19 protein-coding genes are annotated in these 23597 nt (G+C 68.4%); 9 read left to right on the forward strand and 10 right to left on the reverse strand.

Annotation, left to right across the window (positions count from 1 at the left end; genetic code table 11):
* Nucleotides 1-30 precede the first annotated feature (30 nt).
* On the forward strand, nucleotides 31-1527 hold the full coding sequence (gene hflX, locus OG921_RS22400; protein WP_266114751.1) for a GTPase HflX: 1497 nt from the start codon (nucleotides 31-33) through the stop codon (nucleotides 1525-1527).
* Between the two features lie 3 nt (nucleotides 1528-1530).
* Nucleotides 1531-2571, forward strand: coding sequence for a hypothetical protein (locus OG921_RS22405; protein ID WP_266114752.1), 1041 nt, complete (start codon nucleotides 1531-1533; stop codon nucleotides 2569-2571).
* 10 nt (nucleotides 2572-2581) lie between these two features.
* On the opposite strand, the gene OG921_RS22410 is transcribed toward OG921_RS22405, so the two are convergent.
* From OG921_RS22410 to OG921_RS22425, 4 genes are all read right to left on the reverse strand, one after another.
* Complete coding sequence (locus OG921_RS22410; protein ID WP_266114753.1) at nucleotides 2582-2839, reverse strand: HPr family phosphocarrier protein; 258 nt, start codon at nucleotides 2837-2839, stop codon at nucleotides 2582-2584.
* 60 nt (nucleotides 2840-2899) lie between these two features.
* Nucleotides 2900-5011, reverse strand: coding sequence for a fructose-specific PTS transporter subunit EIIC (locus tag OG921_RS22415; RefSeq protein ID WP_266114754.1), 2112 nt, complete (start codon nucleotides 5009-5011; stop codon nucleotides 2900-2902).
* A 77-nt stretch (nucleotides 5012-5088) separates the two neighbouring features.
* Nucleotides 5089-6063: a 1-phosphofructokinase family hexose kinase gene (locus OG921_RS22420; protein WP_266114755.1), complete on the reverse strand. Its 975-nt coding sequence runs from the start codon at nucleotides 6061-6063 to the stop codon at nucleotides 5089-5091.
* Entirely contained in the window at nucleotides 6060-6824 is a 765-nt protein-coding gene (locus OG921_RS22425) for a DeoR/GlpR family DNA-binding transcription regulator (protein ID WP_266114756.1), read from the reverse strand. The genes OG921_RS22420 and OG921_RS22425 overlap by 4 nt, the downstream gene beginning before the upstream one ends.
* A 142-nt stretch (nucleotides 6825-6966) precedes the next feature.
* On the opposite strand from OG921_RS22425, the gene ptsP reads away from it, so the two are divergent.
* From ptsP to OG921_RS22440, 3 genes are all read left to right on the forward strand, one after another.
* Nucleotides 6967-8652 carry a phosphoenolpyruvate--protein phosphotransferase gene (gene ptsP, locus OG921_RS22430; RefSeq protein ID WP_266114757.1) on the forward strand — a complete coding sequence of 562 codons (1686 nt, stop codon included), beginning with the start codon at nucleotides 6967-6969 and terminating at the stop codon, nucleotides 8650-8652.
* A gap of 165 nt (nucleotides 8653-8817) precedes the next feature.
* Nucleotides 8818-10119: a uracil-xanthine permease family protein gene (locus OG921_RS22435; protein WP_266114758.1), complete on the forward strand. Its 1302-nt coding sequence runs from the start codon at nucleotides 8818-8820 to the stop codon at nucleotides 10117-10119.
* 98 nt (nucleotides 10120-10217) lie between these two features.
* The gene (locus OG921_RS22440; protein WP_266114759.1) at nucleotides 10218-11363 is read left to right on the forward strand and encodes an acyl-CoA dehydrogenase family protein; all 1146 of its coding nucleotides are present in this window, start codon (nucleotides 10218-10220) and stop codon (nucleotides 11361-11363) included.
* Between the two features lie 97 nt (nucleotides 11364-11460).
* On the opposite strand, the gene lexA is transcribed toward OG921_RS22440, so the two are convergent.
* Nucleotides 11461-12147, reverse strand: coding sequence for a transcriptional repressor LexA (gene lexA, locus OG921_RS22445; RefSeq protein ID WP_266114760.1), 687 nt, complete (start codon nucleotides 12145-12147; stop codon nucleotides 11461-11463).
* Between the two features lie 225 nt (nucleotides 12148-12372).
* Between lexA and OG921_RS22450 the strand changes: the two genes are divergently transcribed.
* Both OG921_RS22450 and nrdR read left to right on the forward strand, forming a co-directional pair.
* On the forward strand, nucleotides 12373-12912 hold the full coding sequence (locus OG921_RS22450) for a LysM peptidoglycan-binding domain-containing protein (protein WP_266114761.1): 540 nt from the start codon (nucleotides 12373-12375) through the stop codon (nucleotides 12910-12912).
* Nucleotides 12913-13178: 266 nt separating this feature from the next.
* Entirely contained in the window at nucleotides 13179-13646 is a 468-nt protein-coding gene (gene nrdR, locus OG921_RS22455; protein WP_266114883.1) for a transcriptional regulator NrdR, read from the forward strand.
* A gap of 54 nt (nucleotides 13647-13700) precedes the next feature.
* On the opposite strand, the gene hrpA is transcribed toward nrdR, so the two are convergent.
* A complete protein-coding gene (gene hrpA / locus OG921_RS22460; RefSeq protein ID WP_266114762.1) occupies nucleotides 13701-17672 on the reverse strand; it encodes an ATP-dependent RNA helicase HrpA in 3972 nt (1323 codons plus the stop codon).
* Nucleotides 17673-17751: 79 nt separating this feature from the next.
* On the opposite strand from hrpA, the gene OG921_RS22465 reads away from it, so the two are divergent.
* The gene (locus OG921_RS22465) at nucleotides 17752-18975 is read left to right on the forward strand and encodes an aspartate aminotransferase family protein (protein WP_266114763.1); all 1224 of its coding nucleotides are present in this window, start codon (nucleotides 17752-17754) and stop codon (nucleotides 18973-18975) included.
* A 10-nt stretch (nucleotides 18976-18985) separates the two neighbouring features.
* On the opposite strand, the gene OG921_RS22470 is transcribed toward OG921_RS22465, so the two are convergent.
* Entirely contained in the window at nucleotides 18986-19156 is a 171-nt protein-coding gene (locus OG921_RS22470; RefSeq protein ID WP_266114899.1) for a hypothetical protein, read from the reverse strand.
* Between the two features lie 37 nt (nucleotides 19157-19193).
* On the opposite strand from OG921_RS22470, the gene OG921_RS22475 reads away from it, so the two are divergent.
* Nucleotides 19194-19856 (forward strand): hypothetical protein, encoded by a 663-nt coding sequence (locus OG921_RS22475; RefSeq protein ID WP_266114764.1) that lies wholly within the window; start codon nucleotides 19194-19196, stop codon nucleotides 19854-19856.
* 57 nt (nucleotides 19857-19913) lie between these two features.
* On the opposite strand, the gene OG921_RS22480 is transcribed toward OG921_RS22475, so the two are convergent.
* Genes OG921_RS22480 through OG921_RS22490 form a run of 3 tightly spaced genes read right to left on the reverse strand, consistent with a single transcriptional unit; the run spans nucleotide 19914 to nucleotide 23568 of the window.
* Nucleotides 19914-21605, reverse strand: a complete 1692-nt coding sequence (locus tag OG921_RS22480; protein ID WP_323182854.1) for a cytochrome bc complex cytochrome b subunit — start codon at nucleotides 21603-21605, stop codon at nucleotides 19914-19916.
* The gene (locus tag OG921_RS22485) at nucleotides 21602-22735 is read right to left on the reverse strand and encodes a ubiquinol-cytochrome c reductase iron-sulfur subunit (protein ID WP_266114765.1); all 1134 of its coding nucleotides are present in this window, start codon (nucleotides 22733-22735) and stop codon (nucleotides 21602-21604) included. Before OG921_RS22485 ends, OG921_RS22480 begins: the two co-directional genes overlap by 4 nt.
* Nucleotides 22732-23568, reverse strand: coding sequence for a c-type cytochrome (locus OG921_RS22490; RefSeq protein ID WP_266114766.1), 837 nt, complete (start codon nucleotides 23566-23568; stop codon nucleotides 22732-22734). Before OG921_RS22490 ends, OG921_RS22485 begins: the two co-directional genes overlap by 4 nt.
* Nucleotides 23569-23597 lie beyond the last annotated feature (29 nt).

Genomic DNA, 23597 nt, shown 5'->3' on the forward strand with positions numbered 1-23597 from the left:
ACCTGCCGGTCCGTGGGATCATGGAGGGGTATGACGAAACCACATGATGCCGATGTGTTCGGTGCAGATGAACAAGACCCGGACGAGGCGCGCGAGCCGCTCAACGGCAGACCGCGCCGCTGGTCGCTCGATCGCCCCGGCGCCGACCCGACCACAGGCGAACTCCAGCTCGAGGACCGCAGCGCGTTGCGTCGCGTCGCGGGGCTGTCCACCGAACTCGCCGACGTCACCGAGGTCGAGTACCGGCAGCTGCGACTCGAACGCGTCGTGCTCGTCGGGGTCTGGACCGAAGGCAGTGCCGCCCAGGTCGAGGCCAGTCTCGCCGAACTCGCCGCGCTGGCCGAGACGGCCGGCTCCGAGGTGCTCGAGGGATTGATTCAACGGCGCGACCGGCCGGATGCCTCCACCTACATCGGTTCGGGCAAGGCCGAGGAGTTGCGCGTGGTCGTGCTCGCGACCGGCGCGGACACGGTGATCTGCGACGGTGAACTCACCCCTGCCCAGTTGACCGCGCTGGAAAAGGTGGTCAAGGTCAAGGTGATCGACCGCACCGCCCTGATCCTGGACATCTTCGCGCAGCACGCGACCTCCCGGGAGGGCAAGGCGCAGGTGTCGCTTGCGCAGATGGAGTACATGCTGCCGCGGCTGCGTGGCTGGGGCGAATCGATGTCCCGGCAGGCCGGTGGTCGAGCCGGCTCCAACGGCGGTGTGGGCCTTCGTGGTCCCGGTGAGACGAAGATCGAGACCGACCGGCGCCGCATCCGCGAGCGAATGGCCAAGTTGCGCCGCGAGATCAAGGACATGAAGACCGCGCGCGACACCAAACGCACTCGGCGCCTGCGCAATTCGGTGCCGTCGGTGGCTATCGTCGGATACACGAACGCGGGCAAGTCGAGCCTGCTCAACGCGCTCACCGGATCCGGTGTGCTGGTGCAGGATGCGCTGTTCGCGACGCTGGATCCGACGACCCGGCGGGCGGAACTTCCCGATGGGCGAGGTTTCGTGCTGACCGACACGGTTGGATTCGTGCGGCATCTGCCGACCCAGCTCATCGAGGCGTTCCGATCGACGCTGGAGGAGGTCACCGACGCCGATCTCTTGTTGCACATCGTAGACGGGTCGGACCCGTTCCCGACCGAGCAGATCAAGGCGGTACGCGAGGTGATCACCGACGTGCTGCGTGAAACCAACGCGCCTGCCCCGCCAGAATTGATCGTGGTGAACAAGATCGACGCCGCCGACCCGGTGACCCTCACCCAGTTGCGCGGCACGCTGCGCAATGCGTCGTTCGTGTCCGCACGGACCGGCCGCGGCATTCCCGAGCTGCGCGATCGGATCGCGGAGCTGCTCGGTGGGCTCGACGTCGAGGTCAACGTGCTGGTGCCGTACAGCCGCGGCGATCTCGTCGCGCGCATCCACTCCGACGGCACGATCCTGCAGTCCTCGCATGAGGCGGACGGCACCATGGTGCAGGCCCGGGTGCCCAAGTCGCTGGCTTCCGCGCTGCTCGAGTACGCGCACGGCTGAGGCGTGCACCGGGTCTGGGCGACGGTGCCGGCGGCCGCCGCCGCACTGCTGGTCGCAGCAACGGCTGCGCAGGCGCAGCCATCGGCGCCGGTGCCGGCTCCGCAGAACTTCGAGGTGTATTGCCAGCCAACCGACCCCGGCCTCGCCGAGCTGTCGGGCATGGCCTTCGCCGACGGGGCGCTGTACGCCATCGGGGATAGTGGCACCGACGAGAACATGGCCGAACTCGATGCGAATTGCGCTGTACAGCGCTGGATTCCGGTGCCCGTCGATCCCTACGACATCGAGGACATGGACGCGCGTGACGGCACGATTTGGCTCTCCGATACCGGGGACAACCGGCGCCAACGCGACACCGTCGCGCTGATCGGCGTCGATCCCACGGCCGGGACGGGTGCACTGCACCGCTTGACCTACCCCGACGGGCCCCATGACGCCGAAGCGCTCATCATCGAACCGGACGGGCGGCCGGTGATCATCACCAAGGAGTTCGCCGGAACATCCGGCGTGTACGTGCCGGATTCCGACACGCCCGCGGCGGAGCTGCCGAGCCCGGGGCCCGCGGCGTTGCGGCGGGTGGGTGCGCTGCATTCGGGCCCGGCCACAGCGGGCGGGGCACCGGTACCGGGTGAACTCGTCACCGGCGCGGCCCTGAGCGCGGACGGCTCGGTGGCAGCGGTGCGCAGCTATGGGCGGGTGTATCTGTTCCCGGTGTCCGACGGTGATGTCGCCGCGGCGATCACCACGCAGGCGCCGGTGGTGATCCCGGCGCCGATCCAGCCACAGGGCGAGACGGTCGAGTTCACCGAATCGGGCGATCTGCTGATCGGATCGGAGTCCGGCGGGGAACTACGGCCGCTCCCGCCGATCATGGTGCTGCGCGGGGCCACCGAGCTGGTTGCGCCGGTGGTCGACACCGACACCGGGACAGCCGAAAGCCCGGCCGATGCCGCCGGGTCCAACGCCGCGTGGTGGGCGGGGGGAGCGGTCATCGCCGGGCTTGCGGTGGTGGCGGGCGCCGTCGTCGTGTGGCGACGACGCTGACCACCATGCGTCAGGCGTCGAGGTCCTCGGCGACCAGCTTGGCGATCTTGTCCAACGTGGCCTGATCGTCGGCGGTCACCGTCACCTCGGTGCCGTTGGTGGCGCCCAAGGTCATGATGAGCAGCGCCGAGCCGGCGTCGACGGGCTCGTCACCACCGACCGAAATGGTCACCGGCACACCGCCTTCGGCTACGGCTTCGGCGATGATGGCGGCGGGGCGGGCGTGCAGCCCGATGGACGATCCGACGATGACGTTGGTGCTTGGCATTGCTACTCCTTGTGTTCGTGGATGATTCATGTGGTTGGGTGTGCCGGTTAGCACGTGCGGTCAGGCGTGAACCGCCTGGAATTCCGCCTCCGCGGCGATCTCCTCTGGCGAGCGGCGGAACTGCTTGGCCGTCACCACGAGCGCCGCGCTGAGCGCCGTGCCTGCTGCGAGCGCGACCAGGAACAGCGGCCAGCTGCTCATCGCGAAGAAGACGAAGACGCCGCCGTGCGGGGCGCGCAGTTCCACGCCGAAGGCCATGATCAGCGCGCCCGAGAGTGCGCCGCCGGCCATCATCGAGGGGATGACGCGGAACGGGTCGACCGCGGCGAACGGGATGGCACCCTCGGAGATGAACGACGCACCCAGTAGCCAGGCGGCCTTGCCGTTCTCGCGTTCGGGCTCGGCGAACAGCTTGGGCCGCAGCACGGTCGAGGCCAGTGCCAGAGCAAGCGGGGGCACCATGCCGGCGCACATGACCGCGGCCATGATCTGGAACTGGGCATCGCCGGCCGTCGCGATGTCGGCGATACCGGCGGTCGCGAACAGGTAGGCGGTCTTGTTGACCGGGCCGCCCAGATCGAAGCACATCATCAGGCCGAGGATGACGCCGAGCACGATCGCCGAGCCGCCGGACATGCTTTCCAGGCCGCTGTTCATCTGTTCGGTGAGCCAGGCCAGCGGCTTGCCGAGGACGATGTAGAGCAGCCCACCGACGATCATGCTGCCGAACAGCGGGATGATGACGACCGGCTGTAGTCCCCGCGCCCACTGCGGCAATGGGAGTCGGGCAATCCACAGGCAGGCCACACCGGCCACCAGTCCGCCGATGAGGGCGCCGATGAAGCTGGCCCCGACGGCGAGTGAGACGAGACCCGCGACGAAGCCGGGTGCGATGCCGGGGCGGTCGGCGATCGCGAAGGAGATGAATCCGGCGAGCACCGGGACGGCGAGGCTCATCGCGGCCGCGCCCACGGCGAAGCTGACCGCGCCGAGGTATTGCAGCAGTCCGCCCGACGGGAGGTCCCAGAGACTGTTGTGCAGCGCGATGTACGCGGCATCGTTCAACGTCTCCGTCGCGTCGAGTGTCGTGTTGGAGATCTCGTAACCGCCGAGCAGGAAGCCGAGCGCGATGAGCAGGCCACCCGCCGCGACGAACGGAATCATGTAGCTGACACCGGTCATCAAGGCCTGCCGGATCTGGCCACCGAGGCCGACGCCGCTCGGGGCGGAGCTTGCAGCGGCCGCACCCGCGGTGCCGCCCACCCGCGCGGCGTTGGGGTCGAGGCTGGCGCGCAGCGCGTCGGCGACCATTGTGTCCGGCTCGTTGATCGCCCGCTTCACGCCGGAAGCCACGACGGGCTTGCCGGCGAACCGATCGCGATCCTTGACGCCAACGTCGGTGGCGAAGATGACGGCGTCCGCAGCGGCGATGGTGGCGGGGGACAGCTTGCTGCCACCGCTCGAGCCTTGCGTCTCGACTTCCAGGGTGACGCCCGCACGCTCACCGGCAGCGGTGAGCGCGTCGGCGGCCATATAGGTATGTGCGATACCGGTCGGACAGGCGGTCACCGCGACGATCCGCTTCGCGGCCTCCGCGGGCGGCTCCGAGGCGCCTGGCGGAACTGCCGCGGCGGTCGTGGCTGCCGCCGCGGACGCGGGGGCTGCAGCAGCAGGCTTCGGTGCGGCCGGGGCCGGGTTGAGCACACCGTCGACGAGCGCGACCACGTCCTGCGGCTGCGGCGCCGACCGCAGTGCCGCAACGAAATCTGGCCGGACCAGTGCACGCGCGAGGCTGGAGAGCAGCTTCATGTGCTCGGCCCCGGCACCTTCCGGTGCGGCGATGAGGAACACCAGATCGGCCGGTCCGTCCGGAGCGCCGAAGTCGACCTTCGGCGCCAGGCGTGCGAAGCCGAGCGACGCCGCGACCACCGAACCGTTGCGGCAGTGCGGGATTGCGATCCCGCCCGGCAGTCCGGTCGCCGACTGCGCCTCGCGGGCCATCGCGGCCTCGCGCAGCGCCTCGACGTCGTCGGCACGGCCGTCGTCGGCCAGTCGCTGCGCGAGTGCAGCGATCACGGCCTCTTTGTCGTGGCCCAGGTCGACGTCGAGAGCGATCGTCGCCGGACTGATAATTGCCGGCGTCGCGCCGGGTCTGGTCGTCGCGTTCGACATTGCGGTTTCCTTTGTTCCTTACCGGTTTCGGTCGGCGGAGGTTTCCGGCGACCGGAGCTTGTGGTGGTGGGTGGGGTTCACAGCGGGGTGGGGGACAGTGCCGTGACCTGCACGGCATTGGGATCGGTGTGATGCGGGCTGGGCAGGGCGGTGCCGGGGAGCGCCGTGGCGGCGCTGCCGTAGGCGACCGCGTAGGCCAGCCGGCGGGCCGGATCGGCGCCGTCGAGGTCGGCGAGCAGGTAACCGGCCAGTGCGGAATCGCCCGCGCCCACGGTGCTGCGCGGGGTGATCGGTGGCGACGCGGCATACCAGGCGCCTTCCGCGGTGGCGAGCACGGCGCCCGCCGGACCGAGAGTGGCCAGCACCGCAGCGGGTCCGCCCTGCTCGATCAGCGCCCGGGCGGCGCGCGCGGTCGGTTCCGGGTCGCCCGCGCGGGCCGCGTCTTCCAGTGCCGCGCCGTCGAGTCCGGTGAGCTGGCCGAGTTCCTCGGCGTTCGGCTTGATCAGGTCGGGGGCGACCGAACCGAACGCGGCGGCCAACGCGAGCAGTGGTGCGTCGGAGGTGTCGACCGCGATCCGGGCGCCCCGGCCGCGCAGCGTCGCAACGAGTTCGGCGTACCAGTCGTCGGGCGTGCCCGGCGGCAGCGATCCGGACAGCGCGATCCAGGACGCGGTCCCGGCGGATTCGCTCAGCGCTCGGGTGAGGGCGGCTCGGCATTCGATGGGTAGCGGCGCGCCCGGCTCGTTGATCTTGGTCGTGGTGCCGTCCGGTTCGGTGATCGTGAGGTTGGTCCGCGCCGCGCCGGGGTAGGGGACGGCCAGATGCTCGATACCGGCCTCGATCAGCGCGGCCAGCAACGGATCACCCGGATTCCCCGGCAGGACGGCGATCGCCGGGACCGTGGCGGCGGCGACCACCCGCGCCACATTGACGCCCTTGCCGCCGGGATGCGCGATGCTCGCCTCCGCGCGATGCACGGCGCCGCGACGCAGTGCGTCGGTCAGCGTGACGGTCCGGTCGATGCTCGGATTCGCCGTGAGGGTGACGATCATGCCGCCACCACCTCGACGCCGGCGCCGAGCAATTCGTCCCGATCGGCCGGGTTCAGGTCCGTGTCGGTGATGATCGTGTCGACCAAGTCCAGCGGCGCGAAGCTCACGAGGTCTTCGCGGCCGACCTTGGTGGAATCGGCGACCACCACCACCCGGCGCGCGGCGGACACGATCGCGCGCTTGACCGCGGCCTCGTCGTTGTCCGGGGTGGACAGCCCGTGCCGTGCGGTGATGCCGTTGGTGCCCACCAGCGCGACGTCGACCCGCAACGTCTCGAGCACCCGCAGGGCTTCGTCGCCGACGGTCGCGAGGGTGACACCACGTACGCGCCCGCCGAGCATGTGCAATCGAACGCCGCCGAGCGCGCTGACGCGGGAGGCGATCGGGATCGAGTTCGTCACCACGAGCAGATCGCGGTCGGTCGGCAGATAGGACGCGGCGCGGTCGGTTGTGGTGCCCGCGTCGATCAGCACGCTTCCGCCGGTGTCCGGCAGGTACTCGAGGGCCGCTTTGCCGATTCGGTCCTTCTCCTCGGCGCGGCTGTGTTCGCGTTCCGCCGTGCCGAGCTCGATGGTCAGCGTTCCGGCGGGAATAGCACCGCCGTGCACCCTGCGGATCAACCCGGCCTTCTCCAGTACCGCGAGATCACGGCGGACCGTCTCCGTGGTCACCCCGTACAGATCGGAAAGCTGTGCGACTGCCATCCGACCGCGTTGCGCAATCAGCGCGGCGATCGCTTGCTGGCGCTCCTCTGCGTACATCTGCCGTCCCTCATAGTTTGTTGGTTCATGTTGTTTTATGCCCGTGTGTGTTGCTTTGTCAAGCTTTTTGGGTAATATTCATCACAGCTACAGACGTGAGCGATGCACATCACTCATCGCGCAATCGCCCGGAGGAGGGCAGATGTCGAGTTCAGTACGGGTTCCGATGGCGAAATTGGTGCTGCAAGGCACCCCAGTGGTTCCGGGGGTGGTCGCGGCACCCGTGATCCGGCCAGGTGCCCGGTTACGGCCGGCCATCGACACCACCGAGATCGCCGAGGACGCCAGGGACGCCGAGCGCGACGCGTTCCGCCGGGCAGCCGACGCCGTCGCGCATCGGCTGCGTGACCGGGCAGGCAGCGCCTCCGGCGCGGCGGCCGAGGTCCTCGCCGCGAACGCGGCAATGGCCGAGGATCGTGGCTGGCGCTCTGCGGTGGAGAAGCTGATCGGAAGCGGGAGCGGGGCGGTCTCGGCCGCCGTCGCGGCCACCGAACAATTCGCTGCCATGTTCACCAAGCTCGGCGGGTTGATGGCCGAACGTGTCACCGATCTGCACGACGTCCGGGATCGGGTCGTCGCGGACTTGCTCGGCGTGCCGGAACCAGGTGTGCCGACGCCGGACGTACCGTCCGTGCTGCTCGCCGAGGATCTCGCACCCGCCGACACCGCGGGTCTCGATCCCGCGCTGATCGTCGGCCTGGCCACCACGCTCGGCGGGCCGACCAGCCACACCGCGATCATCGCGCGGCAGCTCGGCATTCCGGCGATCGTGGCGGTGAGTGGGCTCGAGAACATCGATGACGGCGTGTTCGTGCTGCTCGACGGCACGGCCGGTGAGGTCCGGGTCGCGCCCGATCGGGATCTTGCCGCTGCCGCCGTGGCCGAATATCGGAAACATGCCGAGCGCACGGCTTCCTGGCGTGGTCCCGGTGCGACGTCGGACGGGCATGCCGTCGATGTGCTGGCCAACGTCCAGGACGGCGCAGGTGCCCGCACGGCGGCACAGACGCCCGCCGAGGGAATCGGGTTGTTCCGCACCGAACTCTGCTTCCTCAACCGGGAGACCGAACCCTCGGTCGAGGAGCAGACCCGCATCTATCGCGAAGTGCTCGACGCGTACCCCGGCGCGAAGGTGGTCGTGCGCACGCTCGACGCGGGCTCGGACAAGCCGCTCAAATTCGCCGATCACCCCGACGAGGCGAATCCGGCGCTCGGCGTACGCGGTATCCGGATCGCGGCAGGCAACCCGAGCCTGCTCGACCGGCAGCTCGACGCCATCGCCGCGGCCGCCACCGACACGGAGCGGCGGCCCTGGGTGATGGCCCCGATGATCTCCACCCCCGCCGAGGCCGCGGCGTTCGCCGCGAAGGTGCGCAGCCGCGACCTCGTCCCGGGTGTGATGATCGAGGTTCCCGCTGCGGCGCTACTCGCCGACAAGGTGCTCGCGCACGTCGAGTTCCTGTCCATCGGGACCAACGACCTCGCGCAGTACACGATGGCCGCCGATCGGATGTCCGCCGATCTCGCGTCGCTCACCGACCCCTGGCAACCGGCAGTGCTGACTCTGGTGGCCCGCACGGCCGAGGCGGGCGTGGCGGCGGGGAAGCCGGTCGGCGTGTGTGGTGAGGCCGCCGCGGATCCGCTGCTGGCCTGTGTCCTCGTCGGTTTCGGGATCACCTCGCTGTCCGCAGCGGCATCGGCGGTCGCGGCAGTCGGCGCCAAGCTCGGCTCGGTGACGCTCGGCGACTGCCGCGCCGCGGCCGCCGCCGTCCTGGAGACCGCCGACGCGGCGAGTGCGCGGGCCGCCGCGCGCAAGGTCCTCGGCTGAGGCCCGAACGGGTGGTCGCCAATTCTTGTCGATCACGAAGTTATGGCCGCTGAGCTGCGGTGATCACGAGCAAATGGCCGCGTTCTCCGGCGTGTCGGGGGCCATTCATTCGTGATCACCGCGACTGCGGGCGGTGGGCGCCGGGCGCGGCTAGCGTTCCGAGACATGAGTCAACGGGGTATGAGTACTCGCGGCCGTGCCGGGCTTCGCTCCCGAATTCCGCGCTGGACCCTGGCCGGCGACGGCCGAACGATCGCCGACGGCGCGGTGGTCGCCCCGGACGAGCGGCTGAGCTGGCCGCGCACGGTCGGCATCGGCATGCAGCACGTCATTGCGATGTTCGGTGCCACGCTGCTGGTGCCCACGATCACCGGGTTCCCGGTCACCACGACGCTGCTGTTCTCCGGCATCGGCACCGTCATCTTCCTGCTGCTCACCGCGGGCCGGGTGCCGAGCTATCTGGGCTCGTCGTTCGCGTTCATCGCGCCGCTGACCGCATCGACCGCCGACGGCCAGGCCGCCCAACTCGGCGCGGTCTTCTCGGTGGGCGTCGTGCTCGTCGTGGTGGGCGTGATCGTCCGCATCGCCGGCTCGCGGGTGCTGGACGCGGTCATGCCGCCCGTCGTGACCGGCGCGGTGGTCGCGCTGATCGGACTCAACCTTGCCCCGGCGGCGGTCTCCTCCTACGAGGCGCAGCCGCTCGTCGCGACGGTGACGCTGCTGGTGATCCTGCTCGTCACCGTCCTGGGGCCGGGGCTGCTCGGCCGGCTTGCGATTCTGGTCGGCGCGGTCACCGGCTGGCTGTTCGCCTGGGCGATCGGCGCGCTCGCCCAGGATCGGGTGGACGCGATGCGCGACGCCGCGTGGGTGGGCCTGCCGGACCTGAACGGGCCCTCGTTCGACCTCTCGGTGATCGTGCTCGCGCTGCCTGTGGTGATCGTGCTGATTGCCGAGAACGTCGGGCATGTGAAGGCCGTCGCGGAAATGACCGGGCGATCGCTGGACGACGTGGCGGGCAACGCGATCCTCGCGGACGGCATCGCCACCGTGCTCGCCGGTGCGGGTGGCGGCTCGGGAACGACGACCTACGCGGAAAACATCGGCGTCATGGCCGCGACCAGGGTGTATTCGACGGCGGCCTACTGGGTGGCTGCCGCCACGGCGATCGTGCTGTCGTTCTCGCCGAAGTTCGGCGCCTTGGTTTTCACCATCCCGGACGGGGTGATCGGCGGTGCCACGCTGGTGCTGTACGGCCTGATCGGGCTGCTGGGCGTCCGGATCTGGATGGACGCCCGGGTCGATTTCACCGACCCGGTAAATCTCACGGTGGCGGCCGCGGCGCTGGTGGCCGGGATCGGCGACCTCACACTCAGCATCGGCAACGTCGAACTCGGCGGCATCGCGTGGGGCTCGTTGGGCATTTTGATCGGCTATCCGGTCATGCGCCGCCTCGCTCGGCTGCGCTGAGGACCGACGGCGGCTCGATACCGAAGTAAACGGGGATTCGCGTTTGGAGTAACGTGGGAGACACGCCACGTGTCAGCGATCACCATTGAGGAGTGCCAGTGGAGCGCACCATTTTCGAGCCCGAGCATGATCTGTTTCGGGAGTCCTACCGCAAGTTTCTCGACCAGCACGTCGCGCCGAACCACGCCAAGTGGGAAGAGCAGCACATCGTCGACCGTGACGTCTGGCTCGAGGCAGGTAAGCAGGGATTCCTCGGAACCGATGTCGCGGAGGAGTACGGCGGCGGCGGAGTGAAGGACTTCCGCTACAACGCGGTCGTTACCGAAGAATCCACCGCCGGCGGTTACAGCGGGCTCGGATTCGTCCTGCAGAACGATGTCATCTCGCCCTACCTGAACGAGCTCGCGACCGAGGAGCAGAAGCAGCGCTGGCTGCCCGGCTTCTGTTCGGGCGAGCTCATCACCGCGATCGCCATGACCGAGCCCGGCACCGGTAGCGACCTGCAGGGCATCAAGACCCGCGCCGTCCGCGACGGCAGCGACTGGGTGCTCAACGGCAACAAGACCTTTATCACGAACGGCATCAACTCCGACCTGGTGATCGTGGTCGCGCAGACCGACCCCGAGAAGGGCGCGCAGGGCTTCAGCCTGCTGGTTGTCGAGCGCGGCATGAAGGGCTTCGAGCGCGGCCGCAACCTGGACAAGATCGGCATGCCTGCCCAGGACACCGCAGAGCTGAACTTCGACAACGTGCGCATCCCCGCCGAGAACCTGCTCGGCCAGGAGGGCATGGGCTTCATCCACCTGATGCAGAACCTGCCGCAGGAGCGCCTGTCCATCGCGGTCGGTGCGGCCGCCGGTATGGAGCGTTGTCTCGACATGACCAAGCAGTACGTCCGCGATCGGCAGGCCTTCGGCAAGCCCATCGGCGCCCTGCAGAACACCCGGTTCGTGCTGGCCGAGCTCGCCACCAAGACGACCGCGGTGCGGGTGTTCGTGGACAAGTGCATCGAGTTGCTCAACGAGGACAAGCTGTCCGTGCAGGAAGCCGCCATGGCCAAGTGGTGGTCCACCGAGGAGCAGCTCGACCTGATCAACCGGTGCCTGCAGCTGCACGGCGGTTACGGCTACATGAAGGAATACCCGATCGCGAAGGCGTACATGGACGCCCGCATCACCACGATCTTCGGTGGCACCACCGAGATCATGAAGGAGATCATCGGTCGAGGGCTGAATTTGTCCTGACGGCCGGGAGGTCTGAACCCGGCCTGATGCAAGCGAAGAAATCCCGGGATGGCGGTGCGCCATCCCGGGATTTTCGTCTGTCGCGGCAGTGCGCCCGTCAGATCTTGCGGATTACGGTCACGACCTTGCCGAGAATCGCCGCGTCGTTGCCCGGGATCGGTTCGAACAACGGATTGTGCGGGAGCAGCCAGATCTTCGAACCGGTGCGCTTGAAGGTCTTCACGGTCGCCTCGTTATCGATCATCGCCGCCACGATGTCGCCATTGTCGGCGACGTTCTGCTGGCGCACGACGACCCAGTCGCCGTCGCAGATCGCGGCATCGACCATTGACTCGCCGACCACCTTGAGCAGGAACAACGACCCTTCGCCGACGAGTTCGCGGGGCAGCGGAAAGACATCTTCCACGGCCTGTTCGGCGAGAATTGGGCCACCTGCGGCAATCCGGCCGAGCACCGGGACGTAGGCAGCCGCGGGAAGCTGCTCATCGGGGCGCATCGACGGCTCCGCCGCGGCAGAGGTGGCCGCGGAGATTTCATCGAGACCGCGGACGTCCACGGCGCGCGGCCGGTTCGGATCGCGACGTAGGTAGCCCTTGCGCTCGAGGGTGCGCAACTGGTGTGCGACCGAGGACGTCGAGGTCAGACCGACCGCATCACCGATCTCACGGATGCTCGGCGGATAGCCGCGTTCGACGACCGAGGCGCGGATGACCTCGAGCACGCTGCGCTGGCGTTCGGTGAGTCCCGCGGCGATATCCGGACCGTTGCTGCTCGCGTCTTTCATGACCTGGCTGCCTTCATGACCGAACACCCTCCATCGCACACCCCTCCAGACCTCGACCGATCAAATGCTTCGGCATCGAACTTAGCGCCGCGAGCACGTTCTTTCAAACATTTGTTCGAGCATGTCGCGAATTTGTCGGAGGGCCGTGATAGAACTTCGAACATCAGTGCATCGAACGCGTGATCGAACGCCGTGCGACAGCCCGCAGCAGAGAGGGAGAAGTCCATGAGCACCACGACGATGAGGTACACGGCCGCCCAGCGGCCCGGTTCGGCAGCCGCAAGCCGCCCCGGCCAGGCCCCCGCCGAGGCAAGAATCGCCACCGTCCCTCGCCCGGCCCACGTCGCCGGATCGCGTCGCCGCCGGCCGCCCGGCGCCCCGCTCCCGTACCGGGAGCGGTCCTACGCCTCCCGGCAGGCGACCTCGCAGCGCGGCCGCCACCCGCTGGGCCCGGACCCCCGACGCCTCGGCCAACCGCGGGATGTCGGCTTTGCCGGGATGGTCGTCGCCGGGTTGATGACCGCACTCGTGGTGGCCGCGATTCTCGGTCTCGCGCACCTGCGTGCCACCCCGGCCGCGACCGCACCCGCCGACACGGCAGTGGTCGCGGTGCGCGACGGTGAGTCGCTGTCCGACATCGCGCGGCGGATCGCACCCGACGCCGGGGTCGGGGCGACCGTCGACCGGATCATCACGCTCAACGGCATGTCCGGTGCCGGTGTCCGGTCGGGTCAGTTGCTGGTCGTTCCCGCCTTCGAGCGATGACTCCCGCGCGGGGCGCGGCACGGTGGCCCGCATATCCGGCGTTGATTCCCACCGCCGGTCCGGCGTTGATTCCCACCGCCGGTCCGGCGTTCATTCCACTGGTGCTGTGCGCCATTGCACGGCAGGTATCCTCGGATTCGGTTGGCGATACCTCGCCAAGCGGCCGTGTCGATCTCGCGCTACCCACACGCGGTGCTCGTCCGATCGGGTGGGCGTCGGATGTGCGAGTCGGCCGCAGACCGCTCGGCACCGACGAAGGATCACACATGCACTGCCCGTTCTGCCGGCATCCCGACTCTCGCGTTGTCGATTCGCGCGAGGCGGACGAGGGTACGGCCATCCGGCGGCGCCGGTCCTGTCCGGAATGCGGTCGCCGATTCACTACCGTCGAGACGGCGGTCCTTGCGGTCGTCAAACGCAGTGGTGTCACCGAGCCGTTCAGCCGCGAGAAGGTCATCCGAGGTGTCCGTCGCGCCTGTCAGGGCCGTGAGGTCGACAACGATGCCTTGAACCTGCTCGCCCAGCAGGTGGAAGACTCGGTCCGCTCCTCGGGGTCGGCGGAGGTGCCGAGTCACGAAGTGGGCCTGGCGATCCTGCAGCCCCTGCGCGACCTCGACGAGGTGGCGTACCTACGTTTCGCCTCGGTCTACCGCTCGTTCAGCTCCGCGGAAGACTTCGAGCGCGAAATCGAGGATATGCGCGCCCGCCGCGCCGAAGCCGCGGCCGCGGAGTAGGCCGGTCCAGCGGCAGGCCGCGGTGTAGAACTAGCGGCTCGCCGCGGTGTCGCACTAGCGGCTCGCTGCGGTAATTGCCCTCTCGATGCGCTTCTCCGACACCGGGATCGGGGTGCCGACCCGCTGCGCGAACAGGCTGATCCGCAGTTCCTCGATCAGCCAGGAGATCGCAAGGACATCCGGCGCGGCCGCGCGTTCGGACGGCAGCGACGCGAGCAAGCGTTCGTAATGGGCGTAGACCCGGTCGAGAACGGTCATGCCTGCGCGGTCACGTGCCGCGCTCGACGGCAACGCTTGCAACCGCACCAACGCGCCTTCCAGGTAGCGCGGTAGCTCGCGCAGCCGCGCGGCGCCCAGATCGGCCACGAACCCGTCGAAGACGAGGTTGGCGAGCTGATCGCGAACGTCCTCGGCAATATCGTCCGGCGCGCTCCCGATTTCAGCGCGGACCTGCGTCGCCCCCCGCAACACCGGCAAGACCAATCGCACGATCTCGGCGACGCGAGCGGCGAGTCGGGGCCGCACCGTCGCCAGCAGCGCATCGAAATCCTCGGGCGTGCGCACATCGCCCGCGGCGGAGACGAATTCGTCCACCGCGCACACCCGGCAGTCTGCAACAAGGGCGTCGAGCGAGACGTAGGGGCTCTGGCTCAGCACGAGCCGGTCCGCCGCGCCGAGTCCGGCGAGCGCGGATTTCGCCGGCGTGCTCACCGCCCGCAGGATCAGTTCGCGCACACCGGTACGCATCGCCGCGGACTGCTCGCGTGCCGTGCTGAGTACCCGCACCGCCACACCACCGGTTTCGGGCACGAGCGCCGGGTAACCGGTGACCGACTGCCCGCCGATTCGCTGGGTCACCGTCGGCTCGAGCGTGCCGAGGGTTTCGCTGGTCCACACCGTGGCCGGCGCACGTTCGGCCGCGGCGGTCGCCGCCGCGACGGCCGCGTTGGTCTGGGTTGCGAACCGCGCCTTCAGTTCCGCGAGCGCCCTGCTGGTGCCGAGCGCCTCGCCGTCCGGCCCGACCGCGGCGAATGTCATGCGCAGATGATCGGGTAGCGCCGACGGGTCGAAGTCGCCGGCCGAGATTGGGGTTGCGCCGAGCCGGGACAGCTCACGGGCCAGCCCGGTGTGTAACGGTTCGGCCCGCGGGGTCAGCGTGGCCAGCGCGGCGCGCGCGAAATCCGGTGCGGGAACCACGTTGCGGCGCAGTTGCTTCGGCAGCGACTTCACCAGCGCCGCAGCCAGTTCCTCGCGCAATCCGGGGACCAGCCAGTCGAATCCGACATCGCGGACATGCGCGAGTTGCGCGACCGGGATGCGCACCGTGACACCGTCGTCGTCGGCACCGGGCTCGAAGTTGTAGCGGAGCGCGAACTGCAATTCGCCTTGCCGCCACGCGTCCGGATACTCGCCGCCGAGCACGGCCACGGCGTCCCGATTGACCAGCGTGTCCGGGGTGAAGTCGAGCAGATCGGGCTGCTTGCGGCGTGCCTGTTTCCACCAGGTGTCGAAATGCCGGGCCGACACCACTTCCGGGCCGACCCGCTCGTCGTAGAACTCGAACAGGGTCTCGTCGTCGACGAGGATGTCACGGCGCCGGGCCCGGCTCTCCAACTCGGCGACGTCGTCGATCAGCTCCCGATTGCGCTGGAAGAAGCGGTGATTGGTCTGCCACTCGCCGTGCACCAGCGCATGCCGAATGAACAGCTCACGGGACTGGTCGGGGTCGATCCCGGCGTAGGGCACCAGGCGCCGCGCCACCAGTGGTACCCCGTACAAGGTGACCCGCTCGTAGGCCATCGCCGCCCCGCGCTTCGCCGACCAATGCGGCTCGGAGTAGGTGCGCTTGACCAAATGCGGCGCGAGCGTCTCGGCCCACTCCGGTTCGATCCGGCCCACCATGCGGCCCCACAGCCGCGAGGTCTCCACCAGTTCGGCGGCCATCACCCAACTCGGTGGTTTGCGGGCCAGCGACGAGCCGGGGAAGATCGCGAACTTCGCCCCACGCGCACCGAGGTATTCGCGGCCACCGCGCGGCCGCTCGCTCCTCTTCGGATCGCTCTTCTTGGCGTCGCCCTGTTTCGGGCCGGTACTGCCACGCTCGTCGAGCTGACCGATATGCGACAGCATGCCCGCCAGCAGTGCCCGATGCACCGAGTTCTCCTCCGCGGGCGCGGAATTGAGCGTCCAGCCCATGCCGCGGGTGATGGTGCGCAGCTGCCCGTGCAGATCCTGCCATTCCCTGATCCGTAACCAGTGCAGGAACTCGGCTCGGCACATTTTGCGGAACTGGTTGGACGACAATGACTTCCGCTGCTCGCCCAGGTACTCCCATAGCTTTGCGAAAGCCAGGAAATCCGAGCCGGGGACGTTGAAGCGGGCGTGCGAGGCATCGGCGGCCTGCTGCTGGTCGACCGGCCGCTCGCGCACATCCTGGATGGACAGTGCCGCGACGATCACCAGGGTCTCCTGCAGACACCCGCCGCGATGCCCCTCGACCAGCATCCGCGCCATCCGCGGATCGACCGGTAGTTGGGCGAGTTCGCGGCCGGTCGGCGTCAGCGTCGGCGTGGTCTGCCCACCGACGGTCGTAATGGCGCCGAGTTCCTCGAGCAGCGCGATACCGTCGCGGATACTGCGCCGGTCGGGCGGTTCCACGAACGGGAAGCTCTCGATATCGCCGAGACCGAGGGCGGTCATCTGCAGGATCACCGCGGCGAGATTCGTGCGGAGAATCTCGGGTTCGGTGAAGACGGGCCGCGCCTCGAAATCCTCCTCGGAGTACAGCCGGATGCAGATGCCGTCGGCGACGCGGCCGCACCGACCGGCGCGCTGGCGCGCGGAGGCCTGCGAGATGGGTTCGATCGGCAGCCGCTGCACCTTCGTGCGCACCGAATAGCGCGAGATGCGGGCCGTGCCGGGATCGACCACGTACCGAATACCCGGCACCGTCAGCGAAGTCTCGGCGACGTTGGTGGACAACACCACTCGTCGCCCGGTGTGCGACTCGAAAACCTTGTGCTGCTCGGCGGCAGAGAGCCGCGCATACAGCGGGACGATCTCGGTGCGCGGCAGCTTCAGGTCGCGCAACGCGTCCGCGGTATCGCGGATCTCGCGCTCACCGGAGAGGAACACCAGGATGTCGCCATCGCCCTCGGTGCACAGTTCGAGCACCGCCTCGCCGACCGCGTCCACCGGGTCCCGGTCGATCAGCTGGTCGCCAACTTCCACCGTGAGCGGTTGGTAGCGCACCTCGACCGGATAGGAACGACCGGAGACCTCAACGATCGGTGCCGCGCGATCCCCGCGTGAAAAGTGTCGCGCGAACAATTCCGGGTCGATGGTCGCCGAGGTGATGATCACCTTCAGATCGGGGCGGCGGGGGAGCAGCTCGCGCAAGTACCCGAGGAGGAAGTCGATGTTGAGGCTGCGCTCGTGCGCCTCGTCGATGATGATCGTGTCGTAGCTGCGCAACAGCCGGTCGCGCTGAATCTCGGCGAGCAGGATGCCGTCGGTCATCAGCTTGACCAGTGTGTTCGGCGAGGCCTGATCGGTGAACCGGACCGTGTAGCCGACGACGTCGCCGAGTTCGGTGCCCAGCTCCTCGGCGATTCGTTCGGCGACGGTGCGCGCGGCGAGGCGGCGCGGCTGGGTGTGCCCGATCATACCGCGGATGCCGCGGCCGAGTTCGAGACAGATCTTCGGGATCTGGGTGGTTTTGCCCGACCCGGTCTCGCCCGCGACGATCACCACCTGGTTCGCCGCGATCGCGGCGGCGATGTCGTCTCGCCGGGCGGAGACGGGCAACGTCTCGGGGTAGACGATCGCGGGCACACTTGCCGCGCGCGCCGTCAGTCGATCGCGGGCACGATCGATGTCGGCCGCGATCGCAGTCAGTGCGCCGTCGTCGCGGGCGCGTTCGAGACGGCGGCGCAGCCGGTGTTCATCGCGCAGGGACAACTCCGCAAGCGCTGATTTGAGGGCGCGGCGGTTCGGGCCGGTCGGCGCCGCGGGGGAACTGGACATCTCGATTTCCAAGCCTAGCGTGCGGGTTCGCGCACCTACGATTGGCGTTGGGGGCCGAGATCGCCGAACAGGAGCACACATGGGTTCGTTGTGGCATGGGTTCGCAGACATGGGCGCCGTCGAGCGCGACGGAGCGTTCGTGATCGCGCGCGGGGAGGGCGCCTACATCTGGGATGCCGCAGGAAACCGCTACCTCGACGCAACCGCCGGGCTGTGGTTCACCAACGTCGGGCACGGCCGCCGGGAGATTGCCGACGCAGTCGGGTCGCAACTCGCCGAGTTGGCGCACTACTCGAACTTCGGCGACTTCGCCTCGACCGTCACCGTCGAGCTGGCCGAGCGGCTGGCCGCGATCGCGCCGGTGCCGGGCAGCAAGGTGTTCTTCACCTCGGGCGGGTCCGACTCGGTGGACACCGCGGCGAAACTCGCGCGCCGGTACTGGCACGAACTCGGCCGCCCGAACAAGCGGATCATCGTGGGGCGGCAGAAGGCCTACCACGGCATGCATGTCGCGGGGACGGCGATCTCAGGCCTGCCGCCCAATCGCGAGGGGTACGGCGAACTGATGGCCGACGCACGAACAGTCGCGTGGGACGACGCGAAGAGTCTGCTCACGCTGATCGAGGAGGTCGGCGCGGACACGATCGCGGCGTTCTTCTGCGAGCCGGTCATCGGCGCCGGCGGGGTGTACTCGCCGCCCGAGGGCTATCTCGGGGAGGTGCGCCAGATCTGTCGCGATCACGAGATCCTGTTCGTCGTCGACGAAGTGGTGACCGGGTTCGGTCGCATCGGTGGAAGTTGGTTCGCCGCAACGCGGCTCGGGCTCGAACCGGACCTGATGACCACCGCGAAGGGGCTCACCTCGGGGTATGTCCCGATGGGGGCGGTGTTCATCGCACCGGCGATCGCTGCACCGTTCTATGCCGGCGGTACCTGGTGGCGACACGGCTACACCTACGGCGGGCACGCCGGTGCGGCGGCCGCGGCGATGGCGAACCTCGACATCATCGAGCGCGAGGGCCTGCTGACCGAGGCGAAGCGGCTCGAATCGACGTTGCACGCAGAGTTGGCGCCGCTGGCGGATTTGCCGGCGGTCACGGAGGTGCGCAGCGGTCTCGGTGCTGTCGCCGCCGTGCAACTGGCCGACGCGGCGGACGCCGCACCGGCGGTGCGACGGCTGCGCGAGCACGGTGTCTCCGGTCGTGCCGTCGGCAATGGGGCACTGCAGTTTTCACCCGCGTTCGTGATGACCGACGAGCAGGTCGCCGAGCTGGCGGCGGCGACACGGGCCGCGTTGACCTGAGTATCGCGGCTCAGCCGCGGTCGACCCGGGCGTAGCGGGCGTGCAGCCGTTCGCGCACCTCGTCGGGGGTGTACGCACGGCGCTGCCGCTCGGACCGGGCCACCAGCACACCGGTCGCCGCAACACCGACCAGCCCGGCGATGCCGGCCAGCTTCCATGCATGAGAACGCGTGAATCGCATGCCCTTCAGAGTGACACATCACCCTTAGGCTGAGGGCATGTCGAGCTCATCGGTCCGCCTCGATGCCGCTGTGGACAACGCCCGCACCGGCGACATCTGGATCTTTCGCGGTAAGTCCGGCCCGGATCGCGCGATCCGGGCCCTGACCAACAGCCCGGTCAACCACGTCGGGATGGCGGTGGTCCTCGACGACCTGCCGCCGCTGATGTGGCACGCCGAGTTGGGAAAGTCGCTGCAGGACATGTGGACCGGCAAATTCCAGCGTGGTGTGCAGCTGCACGACCTGCGCCAGTCCGTGCAGGTCTGGTACGGCAGGTACGAGCAGCGCGGCTGGGTTCGGCAGCTGAGCCCGAAGGTATCGGCCGAGCAGGAGGACGCGCTGCTGCGCACGATCGCCCGGCTCGACGGCACGCCGTTCCCGTCCACGGCGCGCGTGACCGGGCGGTGGTTCGCGGGCCGCGTGCCGAGACCCAAGCGGCGGGAACCGAACCCGGACCTCGAGGTCGCCTACTGCGCCGAGGTAGTCGGTGCGACCTACGAGGCGATGGGCCTGATGCGCAAGCAGCGCCGACCCAACTGGTACGACCCGGGAAAGTTCTGGAGCGGTGACCATCTGCCGCTCGCGGACGGGTTCACGCTCGGCGATGAGATCGCGGTCGAGTTGACCGAGGCGGAGATCAACGCGGGACGTAGCACCTGACCTGCATATGCGAAAGGCTCCGAGTCGCAAGCGACTCGGAGCCTTTCGAGCGAACCGTCAGTGCTCGTCGGGCGCGTGTCCGGACTCGCCGTTACCCGACTGCCCGTTACCCGACTGGCCGTTGCCGGACGTATCGAATCCGTGCACCCGGTCCTGGTAGGCGCGCAGCACCGCGAGCTGTGTGTGCTCGGCCTCGTGGTCGGCCGCCGCGAGGGCTTCGCTCTCGCTGACCGGGTCCGGTGTGAAGAAGCTGCCGGAGCCGGGTTGGCCGGCCGAACCCAGCGCGTTCATCTTCTTCGGGATCGCAGCGCCCTGGTACTCGAGCGGGAGCGGGTGACCGTGACCGTCGACCGGTCCGAGCGGCTGGTGCACCTCGATGTACTCGCCGTGCGGCAGACGCTTGATGACACCGGTCTCGATGCCGTGATCGAGCACCGCCCGATCCGCCCGCTGCAGACCCAGGCAGAAGCGGTAGGTCACGTAGTACGCGATCGGCGGAGCGATCAGCAGACCGATGCGGCCCATCCACGTCGTCGCGTTCAGCGAGATATCGAACTTCAGCGCGATGATGTCGTTGACGCACGAGAGCGTGAGCACCAGGTAGAACGCGACGGCCATGGCGCCGATCGCGGTCCGGACCGGTGCGTCGCGCGGACGCTGCAGCAGGTTGTGGTGCGCGTCGTCCTTGGTCAGCCGCTTTTCGATCCACGGGTAGGCGATCAGCACCGCGAACACCAAGCCCATGATCATCGCGACCCAGAACACCGCAGGCACGGTGTAGCGGCCCAGGTAGAGCTCCCAGGCCGGCATGAGACGCGCCATGCCGTCGGTCCACATCATGTAGAAGTCCGGCTGCGAACCCGCCGACACCTGCGAGGGGTTGTACGGGCCCAGGTTCCACACCGGGTTGATCTGCAGCAGACCACCCATCAGGGCGATCAGACCGGTGACCATCGCGAAGAACGCGCCGCCCTTGGCCGCGAACACCGGCATGATCCGGATGCCCACGACGTTCTGCTCGGTGCGGCCGGGGCCGGGGAACTGGGTGTGCTTCTGGTACCACACCAGCGCGAGGTGGGCCGCGATGAGCGCCAGGATGATGCCCGGGAACAGCAGGATATGGGCGACGTAGAGGCGCGGAATGATGATGTCGCCCGGGAAGTCACCGCCGAAGATCAGCCAGTGCATCCAGGTGCCGATAATCGGGATGCTCATCGTGATACCGCCGAACGCGGCCCGCAAACCGGTGCCGGAGAGCAGGTCGTCCGGGAGCGAGTAACCGAAGAAGCCTTCGAACATCGCCAGGATGAGCAGCAGGCAGCCGATCACCCAGTTCGCCTCGCGCGGCCGTCGGAACGCGCCGGTGAAGAAGATGCGCAGCAGGTGCACGATGATCGAGCAGGCGAACAGCAGGGCCGCCCAGTGGTGGATCTGACGGACGAACAGACCGCCGCGTACCTCGAACGAGATGTTCAGCGTCGTGGCGTACGCCTGCGACATGTGCACACCGCGCAGCGGCTGGTACGCGCCGTCGTAGACGACCTCCTGCATGGAGGGGTCGAAGAACAGCGTCAGATACACACCCGAAAGCAGCAGGATGATGAACGAGTACAACGCGATCTCGCCGAGCATGAAGGACCAATGCGTCGGGAAGACCTTGTTGATCTGGCGTTTCATACCCGCGGCCAGGTGGTAGCGCGAGTCCATCGCCTGCGCTTGGCCGGCGGCGACGTTCTGGATCATGCTCATGAGCGGCGCTCCCAAAATGCCGGGCCGAGGGGTTCGATGAAGTCACCATTGGCGACCAGGAAACCCTCTTCGTTCACTGTAATCGGCAACTGTGGCAATGCGCGAGCAGCGGGACCGAACAGCGGCTTGCAGTACTCGAGCGCGTCGAACTGCGACTGGTGGCACGGGCACAGAATCCGGTTGGTCTGCTGCTCGTAGAGCGAAGTCGGGCAGCCGAGGTGGGTGCAGATCTTCGAGTAGGCGAAGTAGTCGCCGTAGTTGAAGCTCTCCTGACCCTTGCGCTTGATGACCTTGGCGGTGTCCTCGGTGCGCAGGCGGATCAGCATGACGGCGTTGCGCACGCCACGCAGTGCCTCGAACAGGGCTTCCTCGTCACCGCGCTCCGACTCGCGGAACGGGAAGACGGTCTCCATCGCGCCGGCGTCGAGATCCTCCGGACGCACCAGCACGATGTCCTCGGGCCGGCCGGTGTCGCGGCGGATGTAAATCGTCTCGCCGGGGTAGTTCGGGGTCCAGCCCGACACCCACAGCGGCGACTTGTCGCCCTTGGCCCACGGGTTCTTGATCATGCCGCCGACGAACGGCAGCAGCGCGCCGACACCGAGCAGGCCGACGCCCACTCCGGCGGTGCGGGTGATCAGCTTGCGGCGGCCGAGCGTGGAAGTCTCTCCCGCGTCGCCGAGCAACGCGACCATGGTGCGGCGATCAACCTCGGAGGACTGCCCGTCGTGGCGGTCCTGGATGGACAGCTCCTCGGGGATGAACTTCTTGGTCAAATGCACCAGACCGATGCCGAACGACAGGATCGCAAGGCCGAGGGTCAGACCGTAGAGGGGCGTCGCGATCGTGTAGGCGAAGTTGCCGTCGTCGCCTTCGCCCTTGTACTCCCACGGCCAGAACAGGTAGATCGCGATGAAAGCGAGTGCCGATACGCCGCCCAGTGCGAGCCAGAACGCCACCGTGCGCTCGGCGCGCTTCTCCGCGCGTGTGCCGGGCACCGACCAGCGGTGGCGGCGGAACGCGATATCGACGCCGTCGAGTTCGGTACCGAGCTTGACGAGCTCGGCACGACTCATCGCGTCGAGTTCGGCCTCGGTGTAGTCCTTCTTCGGGGTGTCCCCGCCGCTCATGACCTCGCTCCGATCCACATGGCCGCGCCGACGACGGCGACGATGCCGATTGCCCAAATGACCAGGCCCTCGGTGGCCGGGCCGAAGCCGCCGAGCCCCCAGCCGCCTTGCGACTTGGTTTCGGTCGCGGACTTCACGTAGGCGATGATGTCGCTCTTCTCCTCGGGTGACAGCTGCCGATCGGAGAACTTGGGCATGTTCTGCGGGCCGGTCAACATCGCGGCGAGGATCTGCTGCTCGTTCGACTCGGTCAGCGCCGGTGCGTACTTGCCGGACGAGAGCGCGCCGCCCTTGCCGGTGAAGTTGTGGCACGAGGCGCAGTTGAGCCGGAACAGTTCGCTGCCGCGGCCGACGTCTTCGCCGCGCAGCGATTCCTGTGCGATCTCGCCGTTCTCTTCCCGCACGACCACCGGGCCGCCACCGTTGGCCTGCACGTAGGCGCCGAGCGCGTCGATCTGCTCCCCGTTGAATTTGGGGTCCTTGCGCTCGGCCTGGGCCTCGTTGCGCACCGCGGGCATACGCCCGGTGGACACCTGGAAGTACACCGCCGCTTCGCCGACGCCGATCAGGCTCGGGCCGCGATCCTGCACGCCCTGCAGATTCGCGCCGTGGCACGTGATGCACGACGTGTCGTAGAGCTGCTGGCCTTGGCGGATCAGCGCCGCATCGTCATTGCTCGCGGTCGCAACCTGCGGGGTCGGCGTCAGCGCCGACGCCAGCAGTCCGGCACCGACCAAGCCCACCATGAGCGCAAGCGCGCCGGCGATGCGGCGGCGGATTTTCCGCTGGCGACGCGACCGGCTCGCGGATGCGGATGGGGGAGATGAACTCATCTGTATCCCTCTTTGTTAGGACCGACTCT

Origin of the sequence: Aldersonia sp. NBC_00410 (assembly GCF_026342035.1) — a bacterium.
Classification (GTDB): Bacteria; Actinomycetota; Actinomycetes; order Mycobacteriales; family Mycobacteriaceae; genus Aldersonia.